A 19,463-nucleotide genomic window follows, 5' to 3' on the forward strand; every position below is an offset into this window, starting at 1 on the left:
GATTGATGAAGAAAAGAAAGCTGAAGGTCCTGTCTGTTATTGTTGTTCTGGCATTGGCGCTGCTGTTTTGGGGCTACCAGAAGATCGAACGCTTTGCCGATACGCCGCTGGCTATCCAGCAAGAGACTATCTTCAAACTGCCTGCCGGCACCGGCCGGGTGGCGCTGGAAGGGTTACTGGTGCGCGATAAACTGGTGCGCAGCGGCCGCTGGTTCCAGTGGCTGCTGAAACTGGAACCGGAGCTGGCGGAGTTCAAGGCCGGAACCTACCGGTTCACGCCGGGCATGACGGTACGCCAGATGCTGAAACTGTTGGCCAGCGGCAAAGAGGCGCAGTTCACCGCGCGCTTTATCGAAGGCTCACGCCTGCGTGACTGGCAGCAGGTGCTCCAGCAGTCCAAATACCTGAAACACACTCTGGCGGGCAAAAGCGACGCGGAGATCGCCACCGCGCTCGGCATTGCTGCAGGAGAAACTCCGGAAGGGCGGCTGTATCCGGATACCTACCAGTATACCGCCGGCATGAGCGACATCGCGCTGCTCAAACGCGCCCACGTCCGCATGAACAAAGCGCTGCAGGCCGCCTGGGACGGCCGCGACACCAGTCTGCCGTACAAAACGCCGGAAGAGCTGCTGACCATGGCATCGATCGTTGAGAAAGAGACCGCCGTGCCGGAAGAGCGCAGCAAGGTGGCGTCGGTGTTCGTCAACCGTTTGCGTCTCGGCATGCGTCTGCAGACCGATCCGACGGTGATCTACGGCATGGGCGAGAGCTATAATGGCAACATCACGCGCAAGGATCTGGAGACGCCGACGCCTTACAACACCTATGTGATCGCCGGCCTGCCGCCAACGCCGATCGCCATGCCGGGTGAGGCCTCGCTGCAAGCGGCTGCCAATCCGGCCAAAACGCCTTATCTCTATTTTGTCGCCGACGGCAAGGGTGGGCATACCTTCACCACCAATCTGGCGAGCCATAACCAGGCGGTGCGCGTGTACCGTCAGGCGTTAAAGGAAAAGAATGAAAAGTAAATTCGTTGTAATCGAAGGGCTGGAAGGCGCGGGCAAAACCACCGCGCGCGACACGGTAGTCAATGTGCTGCGTGAACATGGCATCAACGACATCGTCTTCACCCGTGAACCCGGCGGCACGCCGTTGGCGGAGAAGCTGCGCGACCTGTTCAAGCGCGGCATAGACGGCGAATTGCCGACCATCAAGGCCGAAGTCTTGATGCTGTACGCTGCGCGCGTGCAGTTGGTGGAAACCGTGATCAAACCCGCCCTGGCGCGTGGCGCCTGGGTGGTGGGCGATCGCCACGATCTCTCTTCACAAGCCTATCAGGGCGGCGGCCGTGGCGTGGATCCGCAGCTGATGACCTCGCTGCGCGACACCGTGCTGGGGGATTTTCACCCGGATCTGACGGTCTATCTCGATCTGCCTCCGCTGGTCGGCCTGCAACGCGCGCAGGCGCGCGGTCAGTTGGATCGCATCGAGCAGGAGGCGCTGCCGTTCTTCGAACGCACCCGCGCTCGCTATCTCGAACTGGCGGCGCAGGACGAAACGATCGTCACCGTCGACGCCGCCCAGCCGCTGGAGCAGGTGACTGCGGCGATCCGCGACTGCGTCAGCCACTGGCTGCGGCAGCAGGAAGGCGCATAATGAACTGGTACCCGTGGCTGAATGGCCCTTATCGCCAGCTGATTGGGCAGTACGCCGACGGCCGTGGCCATCATGCGCTGCTGCTGCATGCGGCGGCAGGCAATGGTGACGATGCGTTGGCCTACGGCCTGAGCCGTTGGTTGATCTGCCAACAGCGCAACGGCGAAAAAAGCTGCGGCGAGTGCCACAGCTGCCGGTTGATGCTGGCGGGCAATCACCCGGATTATCACGTGTTGGCGCCGGAAAAGGGCAAGAGCAGCCTGGGCATCGAACCGATCCGCCAGGTGATTGAAACGCTGTACGCCCACGCGCAACAGGGCGGCGCCAAGGTGATTTGGCTGCCGCAGGCCGAACAGCTGACCGAGGCGGCGGCCAACGCGCTGTTGAAAACGCTGGAGGAGCCGCCGGAGAAAACCTATTTTCTGTTGGGTTGCCGTGAGCCGTCGCGGCTGATGGCGACGCTGCGCAGCCGCTGCCTGTACTGGCATTTGGCCAGCCCGGATGAGCAGCTCAGCCTGCAGTGGTTGGGCCGGCAGGCGGCGGGCTCTCAGACAGACCGAGTCACGGCGCTGCGCCTGCACGACGGCGCGCCCCTGGCCGCCGAGCAGTTGTTGCAACCGCAGCAGTGGCAACAGCGCGGCGCCCTGTGCGCCGCATTGAGCGCCGCGCTGCCGCAACGCGATATGCTGTCGCTGTTGCCGGTGCTAAACCATGAAGACGTCGCCGAACGCCTGCATTGGCTGTGCGCGTTATTGGTGGACGCAATGAAGTGGCAACAGGGCGCGCATCACTATGTATTGAATCAGGATCAGCAGCCGCTGGTGCATCAGCTGGCCAGCCTGCTGAGCAGCTCCTCGCTGCAACAGATTGTGCAGCAGTGGCTGAACTGCCGTCACCAGCTGCTCAGCGTGGTGGGCGTCAACCGCGAGCTGCTGCTGACCGAACAGTTACTTCGCTGGGAACAGATGCTTGGCGCCGCCGGCTATTCCCAACCTCATTCGCTGTAAAGTATAAGAGTTAAAAATTATGTTGTTAGTCGATTCTCATTGCCACCTTGACGGTCTGGATTACCAAACGCTGCACCATAATGTGGACGACGCGCTGGCCAAGGCCAAGGCGCGCGACGTCGGCTATGTGCTGGCGGTCGCCACCACGTTGCCGGGTTACCGTTCCATGACCGAACTGATCGGCGAGCGCAACGATGTGGCTTTCTCCTGCGGGGTGCATCCGCTTAATCTGGAAGAGGGTTATGATTACGCCGAGCTGCGTCGCCTGGCGGCGGCGGAGCGGGTAGTGGCGCTGGGAGAGACCGGGCTCGATTACTTCTACCAGAAAGACAACCTTGAGCTGCAGCAGGACTCTTTCCGCGAACATATCCGCATTGGCCGTGATCTGAACAAGCCGGTGATCGTCCACACCCGCGAGGCGCGCGCGGACACGCTGGCGATCCTGCGTGAAGAGAACGCGCAAGACTGCGGCGGCGTGCTGCACTGCTTCACCGAAGATCTGGCCACGGCCGAAGCCTTGCTGGATCTGGGCTTCTACATCTCCTTCTCCGGCATCGTCACCTTCCGCAATGCCGAACAGCTGCGCGAAGTGGCACGCTACGTGCCGCTGGATCGCATGCTGGTGGAAACCGACTCGCCTTATCTGGCGCCGGTGCCGCATCGCGGCAAAGAAAACCAACCCGCCTATGTGCGTGATGTGGCTGAATACATGGCGGTATTGAAGGGCGTCAGCCTGGAACAGCTGGCCGAAGCGACCACCGCCAACTTTTCACGCTTATTTCACCTCGAACTGTGATCTTTGGCCTAGGCTATAGCGGTAGGTCATTGTCTGCGTAATTTTTTTTAAGCTCGTAATTAATCACTGAAACGGGTAAGGTTCGCTCCCGTTTCAGGGTGACTGGTGCGCGTTTTTTGCTCTGTTTTGCCAAAAAAACGCCGGTTTATGCAAAGTTGCCGCGGCTCGATCATCGAAACGTGATTGTCATCAAACATTGCGCAGACTATTTATTTTACTCTGCGTAATAAATTCAAGGGGTGCTCAGACACCCTGAATTGCAGGGGTTTTTCTCCCCCCCTTGCAGCGCGACCAATCGCGACAAGAAGTAGCAAAGCATTATTACTCAGGAGCACACTCAACTATGTTCAAGAACGCATTTGCAAACCTGCAAAAAGTAGGTAAATCGCTAATGCTGCCGGTGTCCGTGTTGCCTATCGCAGGTATCCTGCTGGGCGTCGGTTCCGCCAACTTTAGCTGGCTACCTGCGGTAGTCTCCCACGTGATGGCGGAAGCGGGCGGTTCGGTCTTCGCCAACATGCCGCTGATTTTCGCCATCGGCGTCGCCTTGGGCTTCACCAACAACGACGGCGTTTCCGCGCTGGCGGCGGTGGTGGCTTACGGCATCATGGTGAAAACCATGGCGGTGGTTGCGCCGCTGGTGCTGCACTTGCCGGCTGAAGAAATTGCGGCCAAACACCTGGCGGATACCGGTGTGCTCGGGGGGATTATCTCCGGCGCCATCGCGGCCTATATGTTTAACCGCTTCTTCCGCATTCAACTGCCGGAATACCTGGGCTTCTTTGCCGGTAAGCGTTTCGTGCCGATCATTTCCGGTCTGGCGGCGATCGTTCTGGGCGTAGTGCTGTCCTTCATCTGGCCGCCGATCGGTACGGCTATCCAGACCTTCTCGCAGTGGGCGGCTTATCAGAACCCGGTCGTGGCCTTCGGCATCTACGGCGTGGTTGAGCGTGCACTGGTGCCGTTCGGTCTGCACCACATCTGGAACGTCCCGTTCCAAATGCAAATTGGCGAGTTCACCAACGCGGCGGGCCAGGTATTCCACGGTGATATCCCTCGCTATATGGCGGGCGACCCGACCGCGGGCAAACTGTCCGGCGGCTTCCTGTTCAAAATGTACGGTCTGCCTGCTGCGGCCATCGCCATCTGGCACTCGGCCAAGCCGGAAAACCGCGCGAAAGTCGGCGGCATCATGATCTCCGCCGCGCTGACCTCGTTCCTGACCGGTATCACCGAGCCGATCGAGTTCTCCTTCATGTTCGTCGCGCCGATTCTGTACGTGATCCACGCTATCCTGGCCGGCCTGGCGTTCCCAATCTGCATCCTGTTGGGCATGCGTGACGGCACCAGCTTCTCGCACGGCCTGATCGACTTTATCGTACTGAGCGGCAACAGCAGCAAAATCTGGCTGTTCCCAATCGTCGGCATCATCTACGGTCTGGTGTACTACACCATCTTCCGCGTGCTGATTGCCAAGTTGGATCTGAAAACGCCGGGCCGTGAAGACACCGCTGCCGAGCAGTCTGCGCAGGGCGGTTCCGAAATGTCCGCGGCGCTGGTTCAGGCCTTCGGCGGCAAAGAAAACATCACTAACCTGGATGCTTGCATCACCCGTCTGCGCGTCAGCGTGGCCGACGTGTCCAAAGTTGACCAGGCGGGCCTGAAGAAACTGGGCGCAGCCGGCGTAGTCGTCGCTGGCTCCGGTGTGCAGGCCATCTTCGGCACCAAGTCCGACAACCTGAAAACCGATATGGACGAATACATCCGTAATCATTGATTCAGGCAGGGGAGTTATCGAGGGAGGCGAAAGCCTCCCTTTTTTTGTTGCCCCTGACCCGTCCTAAATAGCGTTGACACATTTTACTCACGCACAGAGGAAAATGTGATGAACCAGTATATTAAACGCACACAACGCGATTACTCTCTATCCTTTAAACTGGCCGTCGTCGAACAGGTCGAAAAAGGCGAAATGACTTGCCGTCAGGCCACAGACCGTTATGGTATCCAAGGCAACGTCACCGTCATGAACTGGCTGCGCAAATACGGTCAGCTTGACTGGCGGACTTCTCCTTCCACCAGAACGTGCGGAGACAACATGTCCAAACTCCCCCTGACGCCCGAACAGCGTATTAAAGAACTTGAGCAGCAACTGGCTGAATCTGAAGTCAAAGCCCAGTTCTTCGAAGTTGTCGTCAAAGTGATGAACACCGACTTTGGCGCCACGCTGACAAAAAAGCAGCTAACTGCCTTATCGCGCAAACACAAGTACCGGGACTCACAGTAACGCGGGCCTGCCGATGGATGGGCATCAGCCGACAAGCGTGGTATCAGTCCCTGCAGCGTGAAGCAGGCAAAGAGGAGCAGGCCCGGCATCTCGTCGAACAGGTGACGGCCATCCACTTGCACCAGCCCCGGCTGGGGACACGTAAGCTGCATCACCTGTTGCGGCAACGCCCCGAACCGGCATTGCATGCGGGGCGCGACCGGCTGTTCAGTATCCTGCGCTGCGCGCGGTTACTGGTGATGCCTAAACGGGCATATCACAAGACGACGCAGAGCCATCATCGTTTTTATCGTCATCCCAACCTGCTGAAGGCGGGGAAAAATCAGGTCATAGCCAGCCGTCCGGAACAGGTATGGGTGGCGGATATCACCTACTTGCCGCTGAGAACGGGGACGACGTATGTCAGCCTGGTAACGGATGCCTGGTCGAGAAAAATCGTGGGCTATCACGTGCATGACAGTCTGCATACCCGGCATGTCGCCTGCGCGTTCAAAATGGCACTGGCCGGCAGACGCACGGCGTTGTCGTTGGTGCACCACTCGGACAGGGGGATCCAGTACTGCTCACAGGAATATCAGGCGTTACATCAGAGATATGGCATCACCTGCTCGATGACGGACGGGTATGACTGTTATCAGAACGCGCTGGCGGAACGGATAAACGGGATACTCAAAACGGAATACCTGCTCGGCAAACCAGAAGATATCGCGCAGGCAAGAAAGATGGTCAGGGAGTCGGTGAACTTGTACAACACACGGCCGCCGCACCTGTCGCTGAAATACAAAACGCCCGATGAGGTTCATCGGGCGTTATCCGGCTGAAAAGTGTCAATCTATATCAGGACTAGTCAAAGCCTTAAACCACCTACCTAAGGAGGCGGTGATTTATGTAATTTTTTTCAAAATAGAATTCTCATAGATATTTTGATTTTACTTCACCTATATAATTATAAAGAGACTCTTTTTGCTCGGCGCTTATGGTGCCAGGTATAATGAGAACCATAGCAATATCACCGAAAAAACCGTTACTAAGAGGGTTTCCAGCGCCCCCGATGATGAGTTGGCGTGACGCAGAGTTTGCGAATGGTATTGCAGGAACTAACCGTTGCTGTTTAATAATGCCATCTATCTCAATTTGATGCATATCTGTTCTAACTTCCAGCAGTAGGCTATGCCAGAGCCCATCATCATTGAATGTGGAATTTATTGGGTAATTGCTCTGGGTTATTGGCGATGTTGCACCGTGATGCAAAAACAACATATTCCCTCTATACCCATCGTCACGGAAACGTAAGCGAAAAATATTTGGGCTGTTATCATAGTTGCCTAATATGTTTCCTCCTGTACCATCGTATCCTCCTTGTTGCCGCAGAGGAACACGATAAACCATCGCTAAAGCAAAAACTCCGTTGGGGGGCAGTTGTTCATAAGCGTTATTAGATAAGATAGCGCCAGGCGCGGAGGGGCCTCGCCCTAATCCGAAGTTGAGGAACTTATGTCCGTTGGCAGATGTAATTAGCCGAGGCATATAGCCTGATCTCAAGGGTAGCCATATGGCTGCATTTGTGCGATCGCTAATCGCCGTTACATTTATATTGTTGGTAACATTAACGCCTACTTCAGAATCAACCCAGGCTAAGGGTGACATTAACAATATTTTCTCCTCTGTATTGGATATTCCATATGACGGAAGATAATTATTCACAGGTTCATATAAGCTTCTGAATACTCGCATTTTCACCTCAACGATTAACGGGTATTACATAGGATGGGCACCAGTTTGCATGAGTAATTCCCTCATAGAGCGAGATATGCTCACTGCTATCGCGTAAGACACTTCTAGCACCTGCTGCGGGGCCGCTCTGGTTGGTTTCGTTATTTTCGTTGCCTTTAATCCCGCATCCTATACGACATGATAAGTTTTGAGGAGGGGAAGATAATTCGATCTCCACAATAGTTGGAGCAAAAATACTTACGCGAACTATTTGCGGTGGCGTTGATGTATAGTCATCAAAAACATATCCAAGACCTGCGCCCAACCCCTCTGTTTTTATTATCTCATCCGAGGTGTCAAGCACGAGCGGTGCACAGGGAACTTCATGGATAAGGTGTAAAATACGTTCTGTTATCCAAGTGTACCCCGTGCAACGTATACTGTGCCAGCCGGTTGCAAAGCATTCCCAAACAATGGCTCTTGCTACCATTTGCCCTCGTCTGTTCTGCCCAAGAGAGTTTATATGTATTGGATCGGCAGATGGAAGGTGGTATATAGGGCCGCACAATCTCAAGTTACCTATGCCATCAGAACTATACTGTGCTTGCCTTACAGGTTGGTCCCATATATCACGTGTAATGGGCGTGTAGGCGATTTGCGATATTATAATTGGAACTCTGGACTTTTGGTTAAAAATACGTAAGGCCTCTGCCTGAATGTTTCTGTCAAACTGTTGTAACTGGCGTTTATAGCGCTCAACGCTCATGTTTGGCACTTTCATCTCTTCAGAGTCTGATTCTCCGGCCATCACATCTATAGCAAGCAGTACAGGTTTCCACCCCTTTTTTATACAAATATTCCGTGCATCAACCAAGCCTTGAGTTAATTTAGTCCAAGATGATGTACCTTTAGTGAGATCCATATAAGCTTTGCCGCCTTCAGCAGAAACATATGATAGAGTTCTAATTCGATGTCCCGTTTTATTTTCGATTTCATATACCAAGTGAGCGGCGGTACTGCTTGCTGCCGTTTCTTGCCAGCCGCCATTAATACTTTCTTTTAATGGTGCCAAATCCATAACAGAATACTCTGGCCTGTTCGGGTTCTCTTTTCCTTCTCCTCGCTCCGATTTAAACATCCAACAATTATCAGGATAGAGGGGGGTATTTGCAATCAATGTGTCATTTCTTTGATCGCTCCACCCCTGAGCCAAACTTTGTCCCCAAATAGGGATGATGTAGCATATGTTTTCATCGCTGCTAATAGATACTCTCGTGCTAGTGACTCCACAAGTAATACCAACGCTGCTGATATAATTTTCGACTCCTTCAACTACAGATGTGCTATCAGTTCTCCGTAATCCCATTGATGTTGCCACATAATGACCTCCATCTTCGGTATAGGCCTCAGTAATTAACATTTCCTCTGTAATATATATGTCTGTGCATATGGCACCGTCGGGAAGTGTATAGGGTAATGTTTCATAGAGTAAATCACTAAATTCATTTTCTTTTTTGGTTGATTCTTTCATACAATCCTCTCAAAGAAAAATACTGGTTTTAGTTCACGTTAGGATTATGCAAAGGTGTCTTTTTTATGCGAAAAGATAAACATAGCACTGAGAACGATTATGGTCGTTAAAATCTTAACTTTTCTAGTTTGACGCAATAACGAGTGGCTGCATAGATAAGGTGTTTGTTGTATTCACAAATAAACATTAAAGAAGGGGGAGATTAAACTAATTTATACTGAAAAAATTTTTGGTTTGGCTCGCGGCCTCAATTAATTTTTTAGAAGGGGAATGATGAGAGCAAACATCATGATAATCAATAAATTATCATGTTTGCTCTGTCTGGCAAGTGACTTTCTTGGTGTCAGGGTTAGAGGGGGGGAATTATGAGTGTCCTTATTTCATACGGTGTTTGAGCAGGTATTGTTCGAACACCGCCAGCGTTTCGTCCGAGATATGGTGTTCAATCCCTTCGCTGTCCAGCTCGGCGGTTTCGCTCGGCACCCCGAGGCACATCAGCAGATCGACCACGATGCGGTGACGGCGGCGCACCTTCTGCGCCAGCTGTTCGCCTTCCTCGGTTAAAAACACCCCGCGATAAGGGCGCGACTCCACCAGCCCGGCGCTTTTGAGCCGTGCGATATTTTTGATCGCCGTCGGGTGAGAGACGCCGAAGCGGCGCGCGATATCGGTGGTTCTGGCTTCGCGGGTGCTTTGCAGCAAATCGGCGATCAGCTCAACGTAATCTTCGATCAGCGCATTGGACTGCGCTTCGCGGGCGCGGCTAAAACGCATGGCGTGCTCGGCCTCGTCCGGCATGTCGGTCTGGGCGTGGCGGTCGGCGTTATCTGGCGCGCGGGTAACCATAGCGTAGGGCGTCCTGTAAGAATAAAAAAGGCGTCTCCCGGCAATAGCGGGAGGGTTGCCCTAAGTTAGTCCAAATAGCACACATTATCAATTCGATGCCATGCATTGTGGTAGTTAGAAATATCTCTACACAAAGCCCATTAATTTCGCCTGTTGCATAAAGTGTAGCCGATGCTACATTGTCAGCATGATCGGTGGAAAAATAACCAGTAAAAGATTAAGGGTACTTCATGCGAGACGCGGCAACCCCCTCATCGTTAACCGAACGGACCAACATCGCGATTGGCGCCGCCCTTGCCGGGCGCAAGCGCGGCGCCTTTACGCCGCTGCTGTTCGCCGGCCCGGCGGTGATTGCCTCGATCGCCTATATGGACCCCGGTAACTTCGCCACCAACATCCAGGCCGGGGCGAAATACGGCTATAGCCTGCTGTGGGTGGTGGTGATGGCCAACCTGATCGCCATGCTGTTCCAGGCGCTGTCGGCCAAACTGGGCATCGTCACCAACCGCAATCTGGCGGAGATGTGCCGCGACCAGTTTTCACGGCCGGTGGTGATCGGCATGTGGCTGCTCAGCGAAGTGGCGGCGATGGCCACCGATCTGGCTGAGTTTCTCGGCGGGGCGATCGCGCTGGCGCTGCTGTTCCATATGCCGCTGCTGGCGGGCATGGGGGTGACGGCGGTGATCACCTATGCGCTGCTGATGGTGGAGAAAAAAGGTTTTCGTCCGGTTGAGCTGATGATCGGCGGCCTGGTGGGCATCATCGCGCTGTGCTACCTGGTGGAAATGTTCATCGTGCCGGTGGATTGGCAGGCGGCCGGCATCGGTATGGTGACGCCGCAGTTGCCGGATGCCCAAGCGCTGACCATCGCCGTCGGCATTATCGGCGCCACCGTGATGCCGCACGCCATTTTCTTGCATTCGGGGCTGACCCAGCACCGCAGCCCGGCCAGCGACAACGGCGAGCGGCGCAAGCTGCTGCGTTTTTCCAATATTGAAGTGGTGATCGCGCTGGCGCTGGCCGGGCTGGTGAATATTGCGATGGTGATCATGGCCTCGAGCGCCTTCCACGCCGGTAACAGCGACGTGGCCGAAATTGGCACCGCCTACCATACGCTGACGCCGCTGTTCGGCGCGGCGGCGGCCGGCATCTTCCTGGCTTCGCTGATCGCCTCCGGTATTTCCAGCTCGGTGGTGGGCACCATGGCCGGGCAAATGATCATGCAGGGCTTCGTCGGTTTCCGTATCCCGGTGTGGGTGCGCCGTCTGGTCACCATGGTGCCGGCGTTCATCGTGGTGGCGATGGGCGTCAACGCCACCGACGCGCTGGTCTACAGCCAGGTGGTGTTGAGCCTGGCGCTGCCGGCGCCGATGATTGCGCTGGTAATGTTCACTCGCCGCCGCGACATCATGGGCGAGTTCGCCAACGGCCGCTGGACCAGCCTGGCGGCGGTGGTCGGCACGGTGGTGATTGTGCTGCTCAACGTGGTGTTGCTGCTGCAGACTTTCGGTGTCGATATCCCCGGGTTGGGATGAGCTGCGCGGTCAGTGCCCGGCGGATTTACCGGCGAACAGTTCGCTGATGAAGTCGACGAAAACCCGAATTTTATGGCTGCGATCCCGCAGGCGCGGATAGAGAATATTGATCGGCGCCCCAGGGGGCGCCCACTCCTGCAGTATCGGTTCCAGTTCGCCCGCCTTCAGATAGTTTTCCAGCGTGCAGTCCAGCAAGTAAACCAGGCCGAGATGGTTCCTGGCCACCTCACACAGCGATTGTGAATGGTTGAAGCTCAACAGCGGGCTGGGCGCCAGACGGTAGCGCTCGTCATCACGAATGAACTGCCAGTCGTCCGCCGCCGCCGCGCCTGAACGGATAAATCCCAGCCGCTGATGGCGTTGCAACTGCTCCGGGTGTTCCGGCCGGCCGTGGCGCGCAAAATAATCGGGAGACGCACAGCACAGATAACGGGGTTGCAGCAATGGGCGGCTGACCATCTCGGGGATGTTGCCGGCGCCGATGCGAATAAACACGTCGGCGCGATCTTCCGCCGGATTGACCAAGCGATCGCTGACCGACACGCTGAGCTGCAACTCTGGGTATTGCGCCAAAAAAGCCGGGAGCGCCGGGGCGATATGCATGCTGCTGAGCATCGAGGCTATCTCGACCCGCAGCGGTCCTCGTGGTTGTTCAAAATCGCACGACATGTCGTTTTTCAGCCGGTCAAACTGCTGCAGAATTTCTTGCGCGGTGCGATAGCAACGCTCCCCGGCGCTGGTCAGCGAGAAGCGCCGGGTTGAACGCTTGAACAGGCGTTGCCCGAACTGTTTTTCAAGCTGATTGATGCTGTATGTGACGCTGGCCGGGGAGAGCCCCATTTTGGTTGCCGCCTGGCTGAACCCCTCCATTTCCACCACCTGGCAGAATACGCGCAGCGCGTGCAGTTCATTCATGTTAACGGCTTCCATTATTTAAATTATTAAAAGAGTATTTTTAAATATGCCGGCTGTCAATTTAACGCGGCATTGGATAATTTATTTCCAGCGTTTTTATTTATCTGAAATCGCATCCTGTATTGCCATAATGAAATAACGCCTGAGAGGATATTTATATGAAAAAATTAACTGTCGTATTGTTATTGGCGGGCGTGGGCTTGTGTGGCCAAAGTTATGCCGCAAGCAGCGAGGCCGCATCGCAAAGTTACAGGGTTTCCGCTGAGGCGGGCGTCGCGGCCGAGCAGAAGGCGGTGTATAACCTGATAAACCGCTACCAGGCAGCGCTTAACGCCGGCGATACGCAAACAATTTTGTCACTTTTTGCCCCGGAAAGTTACTCGCAATGGAACGAAAAACCGACGGCGGACAGCAATGAAAAACGCCGACAACAATATGACAATTTATTTAAAAACGAGAAATTTGAAACCGAGTTTGCTTATGACAGCATCAGTGTGAACGGGAATATGGCCTATGTGCGCACGCACCATCATCGCGGCGCGACGGTAACCCGAATAAGCGACGGAGCCACCTTGATCGATTTAAACCGTGAAGTATTTGTATTGGAGAAACAGCAGGGCCAGTGGAAGATCGTGGTCTACACCTTTAATACCAACCCGATTCAAGGGGTGAGTTGAGTGACACTGACAAAGGCCGCGCAAGCGGCCTTATTGTGTCGCGCGACGGCTAAAGATTCCCCACGCCGCCGTCCATCTGCAGCTCCGCGCCGACCATAAAGGCCGACTCATCCGCCGCCAGAAACACCGCCGCTTTGGCCAGCTCCAACGCGCTGCCCATGCGGCCGATCGGCACCAGCGCGCGGATATCGTCGCGCAAGGCCCGCTCATCCGCTTCCGCCAGCCCCAGCTTACCCAGCGCCGGGGTTTCGGTCGGGCCGGGGCTGAGGCCGTTGACGCGAATGCCGCGCGCGTGCAGCTCGCCGGAGAGCGTTCTGGCCAAAGACAACAAACCGGCTTTGCTGGCGGCGTAGGCGCTGCTCTGCGGCAGGCCGATATGGGCGCTGACCGAACCGCACAGGATCACTGAAGAAGGGTTGGCCAGCAGCGGCAGCAGCGCCTGGATCAGAAAGAACGGCCCCTTCAGGTTGATGTCCATCAGCCGCTGGTAGCTCTGCTCATCCCACTCCTGCAGCGGGCGATGCGTGACGTCGCCGGCGTTAACGTACAGCACGTCCAGCCGCGGCCACCGTTGCTCCAACTGCTGCGCCAGCGCGCGCTGCTGTGGGATGTCGCCGGCGTCGCTCAGCAGCAGCAGCGCGTTGCCTGCCAATGCCTGGCCCGCCGCGTCCAAGGCGCGTTGGCTGCGGCCGGTGATCGCCACCGTTGCGCCCTCGGCGATGAATTGGCGGGCGGTTTCCAGCCCGATGCCGCTGGTGCCGCCGGTAATCAATGCGTATTTGCCTTGCAGTCGTGACATAACCGATTCCTCTTTAGCGTCTGTTGCGGCATTATTTGCGCTATAGTTCCTTTTGCATAGTAGGCACCTTTTGGATACTAAAGGACGAGGAGGGATGAAATGACGACGCAAGCGCCCTTAACGGCGGAAAATAATTTGTCGGCGCTGCCGACGGCGGGCGAACCCTGCCCGATGGTGGACTTCGTCAATCTGGTGTCGGGCAAATGGGCGATACCCATCCTGTACCGGCTGATCATAATCGATGGCCCGGTGCGATTCAGCGAGCTGCAGCGGGCGGTGGCGCCCATCGCGCAGAAAGAGCTGACGCGCCAGCTGCGGCTGTTCGAACAACGCGGTCTGGTGACGCGGCAGGTGTATCCCGAAGTGCCGCCGCGGGTGGAGTATCAGGTCACTGCGCTGGGCAAATCGCTGCGGCCGACGCTGGACTCGTTGGCCGAGTGGATGCGTCGGCATGCCCCGCAGCTGATCGGTGGTTAGTCGCCGATGCCCGGCGGGTTGATGGTTGAACGCTCGACCTTTTCGTCGCCTTCGCCCCAGCGTTCCAGCACCTGCGCGTATTCGCCGCTGACGATCGCGCCATTGATCGCGGCGTTGACGGCGTTCACCAACCCGTTGCCTTTTTTGGTGGTGACCGCGACGTAGGCCACGTTGGGGCCGATGCCGACCATTTTGGTTTTGCCGGTCAGCGCCGCCTTGTAGGCGCCGGTGGAGTGGGGGCCGAAGAACGCATCGGCGCGCCCGGACTGAATGCTGAGGTTGGTGGCGGCGTCGTCGGTCACGTAGATCGGCTGTACCGGCGGCAGCCCGGCGGCGCGATTCTGCTTATCCCATCCCAGCAGAATGTTTTCCTGATTGGTGCCGGATCCGACGATGATCCGCAGCCCGGCCACGTCCTGCGGGCGATTGATCGCGGTGATGTGGCTGGTGGATTTGACGTAAAAGCCCAGCGTGTCCACCCGGTAAGTGGCGAAGTCGAATTTGGTTTTACGCTGTTTGGTGACGGCGATATTGAAGATCGCCGCATCGTATTTGCCCGCGCTGATGCCCAAGGGCCAATCTTCCCAGGAGGTGGGCACCAGATTCAGCTCCAGCCCGAGGCTGTCGGCCACCAGGCGGGCGATGTCCGGATCGCTGCCGATCAGCGTTTTATTGTCTTCGGCGAACAGCGCCAGCGGCGGGGAGTTCTCGAATGCTACCGCCACCGTCAGCTTGCCGGGCACCGCGAAGTGAAAGTTCGCCGGGATCAGCGCGATAGCGGCGGGATTTTTCTCTGTGTGTATCGGCTCTCGGTTAGCCTGCAGATCGATACCGCCCGTCGTGGCCGCCTGCACGGCAGCGCTCAGCAACAGCGCGCACAGCGCCGCAATCTTCAGTGGCATAGTGCCCTCTATCCTTTGTTAATCATGGGGTTACTATTGGCGGCGGTGCGGGGCAAGTAAAGCAACAATAGTGAATAACCAAAGTGAAAAGATGCACAAGCGGGGCGACGGCCTGCGCGAATCTGCAGCACTCGACGTGGAAAGTGCGCAATCAGGTTGAAAGCAGTAGAATTTGTCACTCATACTGCGTACAGCTAATTGTGTAAAACAAGGAACGCCAGATGGCCGAAGAAACGATTTTCAGTAAAATTATCCGCCGCGAAATCCCTGCTGATGTGGTTTACCAGGATGAACTGGTCACCGCTTTCCGTGACATCTCCCCCCAGGCGCCTACCCATGTGCTGATCGTTCCCAACGTGCTGATCCCAACCGTCAACGACGTGACCGTGGAGCATGAGGCCGCATTGGGCCGCATGATCACCGCCGCGGCGAAAATCGCCGAACAGGAAGGCATCGCCGAGGACGGCTACCGCCTGATCGTCAACTGCAACCGCCACGCCGGTCAGGAGGTCTATCATATTCATATGCACCTGGTCGGTGGCCGCTCGCTGGGGCCGCTGCTGTCACGTTAAGCGAGGAAATCATGCGCGGTAAAAAAACTCTGCGTTGTCTGATGGCGTTGGCGCTGCCCGCCGCGTTGCTGATGGGGTGCAGTTCGCCATCCGGCATCGCGGTTAACCGGGGGCAAACGGTGGTGATGGATCCTTCGGTGCTGACCGCCGGCATTTTTGCCGATACGCCCTCTGTCTCGAACGCTTCCGGGCGGGTGATGGCGACTTCGGTGCTCAATAACAGCCAACCGACGCCGGTCACCGTGCATTATCGTTTCTATTGGTACGACGCGCAGGGGCTGGATATTCGCCCCTTCGAGAAACCGCGTGAGATCGTCGTGGCGCCTAACTCGGACGCCAAAATCTACTCGATTAACGGTAATCTGGAAGCTAAAAGCGCGCGTCTGTATCTGTACCTGTAAGCGCTTGCCAGGTTTGGAGAAAAAGCATGAAAAAGTACGTCTTAGTGGCGCTGGCCGCATTCACCCTGAGCGGCTGTCTGTCGCGCCCGCCTGAGCCGGATCAGCCGTTGCCGCCGGTCACCGTCGAACCGGAACAGCCGACGCCGCCGGTCGAGCAACCGCAGCCGCCAACCACCGAGCCGGTGCCGCAGCCGCCGAAAATCCAGCAGCTTGACTGGCTGGGCAGCGTTCAGCCGCTGGTGAATCAGATGCTGAAGGCCGATGGCGTCACGGCCGGCAGCGTGCTGCTGCTGGACAGCGTCAAGAACAACACCAACGGCTCGCTGCAGATGGGCAAAGCCACCGCGGCGCTGTATAAGGCGCTGGCATCGAACTCCACCTTCAGCGTGGTGCCGGAAGCGAAGCTGACGAGCGCCAGACAAACGCTGGGCCTGTCGGCGGATGACAGCTTCGGCTCGCGCAGCAAGGCGATTGGCCTGGCGCGCATCGTCGGCGCGCAGTACGTGTTGTATAGCGACGTCAGCGGCGACGTGAAGTCGCCGGCGTTGGATATGCAGCTGATGCTGGTGCAAACCGGCGAGATCGTCTGGTCGGGCAATGGCGCCGTTAAACGCTGAGGCCGCGCTGCGACAATTGATGGAAACCAGACTGCCGGCGGTGAATACCGCCGGTTGTCATTTCAGCCCGGTGCAGGGGCTGACCGGCGAGAGCTGGCGCATCGACGGATCGGGCATTACGCTGCTGGCGCGGCAAAACAGCGCGGAGAAACGCGCGCTGGGCGTGAGCAGACGGCGGGAAGCGCAGGTCTTGCGTCGCTGCGCGTCGGGGCTCGGGCCACGGGTTTTCGCACAGAATAATCAGTGGCTTGTCCTCGAATGGCTCGAAGGTGACATCGTCACAGAAGCTGAGTTTGACATGCTGAATCAACGCGGCGAGCTGGCGGCGATGGCGACGACGCTGCACCGGCGGCCGCTCAGCGGTTACCGGCTGGATCTGCGGCGGCAGTTCCTCCGCTACTGGCAGCAGCTGGATACGCGGCGTTTAACCCCCGCCTGGCTGCGTTGGCAGCGTCATTTCTTACGCTGCGCGCCGCCGCGGCCATTACGCCTGGCGCCGCTGCACATGGACATCCACCCGGGCAATTTGCTCGCGACTGGCGAGGGGCTGCGGCTGATCGACTGGGAGTATGCCGCCGACGGCGATGTGGCGTTGGATATCGCCGCGCTGTTTCGCGGCAACGGCTGGGCGGCTGAGCCGCAGCAGCGCTTTTTGCAGCACTACGCGCGTCAGGGCTATCACGACGTCGCCCGGCTGCAGGCGCAGGTGCAGCGCTGGCTGCCGTGGGTGGATTATCTGATGCTGCTGTGGTTTGAAGTGCGCTGGCAGCAGAGCGGCGACGTTGAATTTTTGCGCTGGGGCGCGGCGCTGCGCCGGCAATTCTGTTTATCATCATCCGAATTCTGAACGAACAATATGAAGTGAGGTGCCCGTGGGCCCAGTAATGCTAGATGTCGCCGGCTACGAGCTGGATGCAGAAGAACGCGAGATTCTGAAACACCCGCTGGTTGGCGGATTGATCCTGTTTACCCGCAATTTCCACGATGCGGAGCAGCTGCGTGAGCTGGTGCGCCAGATCCGCGCCGCTTCGCACGATCGGCTGGTGGTGGCCGTGGATCAGGAGGGCGGGCGCGTGCAGCGCTTCCGCGAAGGCTTCACCCGCTTGCCGGCGGCGCAATCGTTCGCCGCCTTGAACGATGCGCAAGAAGGTGGCCGCCTGGCGCAGGAGGCCGGCTGGCTGATGGCGGCGGAGATGATCGCGCAGGATATCGACATCAGCTTTGCGCCGGTGCTGGACATCGGCCATGCCAGCGCGGCGATCGGCGAGCGTTCGTTCCACAGCGATCCGCAGCAGGCGTTGGCGATGGCGGAGCGCTTTATCCTCGGCATGCACAGCGCCGGCATGAAAACCACCGGTAAGCACTTCCCGGGGCACGGCGCCGTCAGCGCCGATTCGCACAAGGAAACCCCGCGCGATCCGCGGCCGCTGGCGCAGATCCGCGAGCATGACATGGCGATCTTCCGCGAGCTGATCAATCGTCAATTGCTGGACGCCGTCATGCCGGCTCACGTCATCTATACTGAAGCGGACCCGCGTCCGGCCAGCGGCTCGCCGTACTGGCTGCAGCAGATCCTGCGTCAGGAGCTGGGCTTCGACGGCGTGATTTTCTCCGACGATCTGTCGATGGAAGGCGCCGCCATCATGGGCAGCTATGCCGAACGCGGCCAGGCGGCGCTGGATGCCGGTTGCGATATGATCCTGGTGTGCAACCACCGCGCAGGCGCGGTCAGCGTGTTGGATAACCTGTCCCCGGTCAAAGCAGAGAAGGTGAAGCGGTTATATCATCGCGGTCAGTTCACCCGTCAGGAACTGCGCGACTCCGAGCGCTGGCAGCAGGCGCACAAGGCGCTCAGCGCGCTGAGCGAACGCTGGGAGGAGCACAAGCAGCTTTCGCAAGGGTGAATCCAGGCGCCGCATCGCGGCGCAGAGCGGAAATGATGAGGGCCGCGCCCGCGGCCCTTGGCTTGTTGCGAGGATCCACATGATTATCTATTTGCACGGCTTCGATTCCACCAGCCCCGGCAATCATGAAAAGGTGTTACAGCTGCAGTTTATCGATCCGGATGTGCGCTTTATCAGCTACAGCACGCTGCACCCGCGTCACGACATGCAGCATCTGTTGAAAGAGGTGGACAAGGCGGTGCAGCAGGGCGGCGATGCGCACCCGTTGATCTGCGGGGTCGGCCTCGGCGGCTTCTGGGCGGAGCGCATCGGCTTCCTGTGCGGCATTCGCCAGGCGATGTTCAATCCCAACCTGTACCCGGAAGAGCACATGCACGGCAAGATAGACCGGCCGGAAGAGTATCGCGATATCGCCACCAAGTGCGTGGAGGATTTCCGCGAGAAAAACCGCGATCGCTGTCTGGTGGTGCTGTCGCGCCACGACGAGGTGCTGGATAACCGGCGCAGCGCCGAATTGCTGCATCACTACTACGAGATCGTGTGGGATGAACAGCAGACGCACAAGTTCAAAAACATCTCGCCGCATCTGCAGCGGCTCAAGGCGTTCAAGGCGCTGGGTTAACAGTTTCATAACGCTGCCGCGAGCCGCGCTCCCCGTTTTTCACCGACGGAAAGTGCGGCTTTTTTGTGCGCCAAAGCCAGATTTTGCGTGGCAATCGGCAAAATTTAAAACTGTGACTCAGCGCTAACTATTTGAATCGCAATCCCCAAAAAATGCCCTCGTCCAGCCTTTAACCAAAAAAAATTGATGTACGTCAATTTTGGTAT

General features: G+C 57.2%; 20 protein-coding genes and 1 pseudogene. 15 read left to right on the forward strand and 6 right to left on the reverse strand.

What is annotated here, in order from left to right; genetic code table 11:
• Positions 1 to 5 precede the first annotated feature (5 nt).
• From mltG to HWW83_RS03245, 6 genes and pseudogenes are all read left to right on the forward strand, one after another.
• Positions 6 to 1,031: an endolytic transglycosylase MltG gene (gene mltG / locus HWW83_RS03220; protein ID WP_163965018.1), complete on the forward strand. Its 1,026-nt coding sequence runs from the start codon at positions 6 to 8 to the stop codon at positions 1,029 to 1,031.
• Positions 1,021 to 1,659 carry a dTMP kinase gene (tmk, locus tag HWW83_RS03225; RefSeq protein WP_033642688.1) on the forward strand — a complete coding sequence of 213 codons (639 nt, stop codon included), beginning with the start codon at positions 1,021 to 1,023 and terminating at the stop codon, positions 1,657 to 1,659. Before mltG ends, tmk begins: the two co-directional genes overlap by 11 nt.
• Positions 1,659 to 2,666 (forward strand): DNA polymerase III subunit delta', encoded by a 1,008-nt coding sequence (gene holB, locus HWW83_RS03230; RefSeq protein WP_033642689.1) that lies wholly within the window; start codon positions 1,659 to 1,661, stop codon positions 2,664 to 2,666. The genes tmk and holB overlap by 1 nt, the downstream gene beginning before the upstream one ends.
• A 19-nt stretch (positions 2,667 to 2,685) precedes the next feature.
• Positions 2,686 to 3,462, forward strand: coding sequence for a metal-dependent hydrolase (locus tag HWW83_RS03235; RefSeq protein ID WP_046686858.1), 777 nt, complete (start codon positions 2,686 to 2,688; stop codon positions 3,460 to 3,462).
• Positions 3,463 to 3,805: 343 nt separating this feature from the next.
• Positions 3,806 to 5,239 (forward strand): PTS glucose transporter subunit IIBC, encoded by a 1,434-nt coding sequence (gene ptsG / locus HWW83_RS03240; protein ID WP_033642691.1) that lies wholly within the window; start codon positions 3,806 to 3,808, stop codon positions 5,237 to 5,239.
• Between the two features lie 108 nt (positions 5,240 to 5,347).
• A pseudogene (locus HWW83_RS03245) lies at positions 5,348 to 6,593 on the forward strand (IS3 family transposase).
• Between the two features lie 65 nt (positions 6,594 to 6,658).
• Here HWW83_RS03245 and HWW83_RS03250 read toward each other — a convergent pair.
• The 3 genes from HWW83_RS03250 to mntR form a co-directional block, all read right to left on the reverse strand.
• Positions 6,659 to 7,480, reverse strand: coding sequence for a LamG domain-containing protein (locus HWW83_RS03250; RefSeq protein WP_127897188.1), 822 nt, complete (start codon positions 7,478 to 7,480; stop codon positions 6,659 to 6,661).
• 7 nt (positions 7,481 to 7,487) lie between these two features.
• Complete coding sequence (locus HWW83_RS03255; protein WP_127897189.1) at positions 7,488 to 8,990, reverse strand: hypothetical protein; 1,503 nt, start codon at positions 8,988 to 8,990, stop codon at positions 7,488 to 7,490.
• Positions 8,991 to 9,365: 375 nt separating this feature from the next.
• On the reverse strand, positions 9,366 to 9,836 hold the full coding sequence (gene mntR / locus HWW83_RS03260) for a manganese-binding transcriptional regulator MntR (protein WP_176588978.1): 471 nt from the start codon (positions 9,834 to 9,836) through the stop codon (positions 9,366 to 9,368).
• A gap of 230 nt (positions 9,837 to 10,066) precedes the next feature.
• Between mntR and HWW83_RS03265 the strand changes: the two genes are divergently transcribed.
• On the forward strand, positions 10,067 to 11,371 hold the full coding sequence (locus tag HWW83_RS03265; protein WP_033642695.1) for an Nramp family divalent metal transporter: 1,305 nt from the start codon (positions 10,067 to 10,069) through the stop codon (positions 11,369 to 11,371).
• A 9-nt stretch (positions 11,372 to 11,380) separates the two neighbouring features.
• Here the strand turns inward: HWW83_RS03265 and HWW83_RS03270 are convergent, their stop codons facing one another.
• Positions 11,381 to 12,286: a LysR family transcriptional regulator gene (locus HWW83_RS03270; RefSeq protein ID WP_096242138.1), complete on the reverse strand. Its 906-nt coding sequence runs from the start codon at positions 12,284 to 12,286 to the stop codon at positions 11,381 to 11,383.
• 158 nt (positions 12,287 to 12,444) lie between these two features.
• Here HWW83_RS03270 and HWW83_RS03275 point away from each other — a divergent pair, with 158 nt between their 5' ends.
• Complete coding sequence (locus tag HWW83_RS03275; RefSeq protein WP_069100828.1) at positions 12,445 to 12,963, forward strand: YybH family protein; 519 nt, start codon at positions 12,445 to 12,447, stop codon at positions 12,961 to 12,963.
• A gap of 49 nt (positions 12,964 to 13,012) precedes the next feature.
• On the opposite strand, the gene HWW83_RS03280 is transcribed toward HWW83_RS03275, so the two are convergent.
• On the reverse strand, positions 13,013 to 13,762 hold the full coding sequence (locus HWW83_RS03280; RefSeq protein WP_060659656.1) for an SDR family oxidoreductase: 750 nt from the start codon (positions 13,760 to 13,762) through the stop codon (positions 13,013 to 13,015).
• 99 nt (positions 13,763 to 13,861) lie between these two features.
• Between HWW83_RS03280 and HWW83_RS03285 the strand changes: the two genes are divergently transcribed.
• The gene (locus HWW83_RS03285) at positions 13,862 to 14,239 is read left to right on the forward strand and encodes a winged helix-turn-helix transcriptional regulator (RefSeq protein ID WP_080273385.1); all 378 of its coding nucleotides are present in this window, start codon (positions 13,862 to 13,864) and stop codon (positions 14,237 to 14,239) included.
• Here the strand turns inward: HWW83_RS03285 and HWW83_RS03290 are convergent.
• The gene (locus tag HWW83_RS03290) at positions 14,236 to 15,141 is read right to left on the reverse strand and encodes a transporter substrate-binding domain-containing protein (protein ID WP_033642700.1); all 906 of its coding nucleotides are present in this window, start codon (positions 15,139 to 15,141) and stop codon (positions 14,236 to 14,238) included. The two genes, HWW83_RS03285 and HWW83_RS03290, sit on opposite strands and share 4 nt — an antisense overlap.
• 221 nt (positions 15,142 to 15,362) lie before the next feature.
• Here HWW83_RS03290 and hinT point away from each other — a divergent pair, with 221 nt between their 5' ends.
• From hinT to ycfP, 6 genes are all read left to right on the forward strand, one after another.
• A complete protein-coding gene (gene hinT, locus HWW83_RS03295; RefSeq protein WP_004928776.1) occupies positions 15,363 to 15,713 on the forward strand; it encodes a purine nucleoside phosphoramidase in 351 nt (116 codons plus the stop codon).
• A gap of 11 nt (positions 15,714 to 15,724) precedes the next feature.
• Positions 15,725 to 16,114: a YcfL family putative periplasmic lipoprotein gene (locus HWW83_RS03300; protein ID WP_025302428.1), complete on the forward strand. Its 390-nt coding sequence runs from the start codon at positions 15,725 to 15,727 to the stop codon at positions 16,112 to 16,114.
• Between the two features lie 26 nt (positions 16,115 to 16,140).
• Entirely contained in the window at positions 16,141 to 16,731 is a 591-nt protein-coding gene (gene lpoB / locus HWW83_RS03305) for a penicillin-binding protein activator LpoB (protein WP_025302429.1), read from the forward strand.
• Entirely contained in the window at positions 16,712 to 17,578 is an 867-nt protein-coding gene (gene thiK, locus HWW83_RS03310) for a thiamine kinase (RefSeq protein ID WP_033650751.1), read from the forward strand. Before lpoB ends, thiK begins: the two co-directional genes overlap by 20 nt.
• A gap of 37 nt (positions 17,579 to 17,615) precedes the next feature.
• Positions 17,616 to 18,635, forward strand: coding sequence for a beta-N-acetylhexosaminidase (nagZ, locus tag HWW83_RS03315; protein WP_116286458.1), 1,020 nt, complete (start codon positions 17,616 to 17,618; stop codon positions 18,633 to 18,635).
• Positions 18,636 to 18,714: 79 nt separating this feature from the next.
• Positions 18,715 to 19,257 carry an alpha/beta hydrolase YcfP gene (gene ycfP, locus HWW83_RS03320; RefSeq protein WP_015377468.1) on the forward strand — a complete coding sequence of 181 codons (543 nt, stop codon included), beginning with the start codon at positions 18,715 to 18,717 and terminating at the stop codon, positions 19,255 to 19,257.
• Positions 19,258 to 19,463 lie beyond the last annotated feature (206 nt).

It is taken from the genome of Serratia ureilytica, from assembly GCF_013375155.1.
In the GTDB taxonomy this organism is placed as follows: Bacteria; Pseudomonadota; Gammaproteobacteria; order Enterobacterales; family Enterobacteriaceae; genus Serratia; species Serratia ureilytica.

Coding starts and splice junctions, on each gene's coding strand:
- HWW83_RS03275 (WP_069100828.1), top strand. CDS start 12,445: ATGAAAAAATTAACTGTCGTATTGTTATTGGCGGGCGTGGGCTTGTGT.
- holB (WP_033642689.1), top strand. CDS start 1,659: ATGAACTGGTACCCGTGGCTGAATGGCCCTTATCGCCAGCTGATTGGG.
- mntR (WP_176588978.1), bottom strand. CDS start 9,836: ATGGTTACCCGCGCGCCAGATAACGCCGACCGCCACGCCCAGACCGAC.
- ptsG (WP_033642691.1), top strand. CDS start 3,806: ATGTTCAAGAACGCATTTGCAAACCTGCAAAAAGTAGGTAAATCGCTA.
- HWW83_RS03265 (WP_033642695.1), top strand. CDS start 10,067: ATGCGAGACGCGGCAACCCCCTCATCGTTAACCGAACGGACCAACATC.
- mltG (WP_163965018.1), top strand. CDS start 6: ATGAAGAAAAGAAAGCTGAAGGTCCTGTCTGTTATTGTTGTTCTGGCA.
- ycfP (WP_015377468.1), top strand. CDS start 18,715: ATGATTATCTATTTGCACGGCTTCGATTCCACCAGCCCCGGCAATCAT.
- tmk (WP_033642688.1), top strand. CDS start 1,021: ATGAAAAGTAAATTCGTTGTAATCGAAGGGCTGGAAGGCGCGGGCAAA.
- HWW83_RS03235 (WP_046686858.1), top strand. CDS start 2,686: ATGTTGTTAGTCGATTCTCATTGCCACCTTGACGGTCTGGATTACCAA.
- HWW83_RS03290 (WP_033642700.1), bottom strand. CDS start 15,141: ATGCCACTGAAGATTGCGGCGCTGTGCGCGCTGTTGCTGAGCGCTGCC.
- HWW83_RS03250 (WP_127897188.1), bottom strand. CDS start 7,480: ATGCGAGTATTCAGAAGCTTATATGAACCTGTGAATAATTATCTTCCG.
- HWW83_RS03255 (WP_127897189.1), bottom strand. CDS start 8,990: ATGAAAGAATCAACCAAAAAAGAAAATGAATTTAGTGATTTACTCTAT.
- HWW83_RS03270 (WP_096242138.1), bottom strand. CDS start 12,286: ATGAATGAACTGCACGCGCTGCGCGTATTCTGCCAGGTGGTGGAAATG.
- HWW83_RS03285 (WP_080273385.1), top strand. CDS start 13,862: ATGACGACGCAAGCGCCCTTAACGGCGGAAAATAATTTGTCGGCGCTG.
- hinT (WP_004928776.1), top strand. CDS start 15,363: ATGGCCGAAGAAACGATTTTCAGTAAAATTATCCGCCGCGAAATCCCT.
- nagZ (WP_116286458.1), top strand. CDS start 17,616: ATGCTAGATGTCGCCGGCTACGAGCTGGATGCAGAAGAACGCGAGATT.
- HWW83_RS03280 (WP_060659656.1), bottom strand. CDS start 13,762: ATGTCACGACTGCAAGGCAAATACGCATTGATTACCGGCGGCACCAGC.
- HWW83_RS03300 (WP_025302428.1), top strand. CDS start 15,725: ATGCGCGGTAAAAAAACTCTGCGTTGTCTGATGGCGTTGGCGCTGCCC.
- thiK (WP_033650751.1), top strand. CDS start 16,712: ATGGCGCCGTTAAACGCTGAGGCCGCGCTGCGACAATTGATGGAAACC.
- lpoB (WP_025302429.1), top strand. CDS start 16,141: ATGAAAAAGTACGTCTTAGTGGCGCTGGCCGCATTCACCCTGAGCGGC.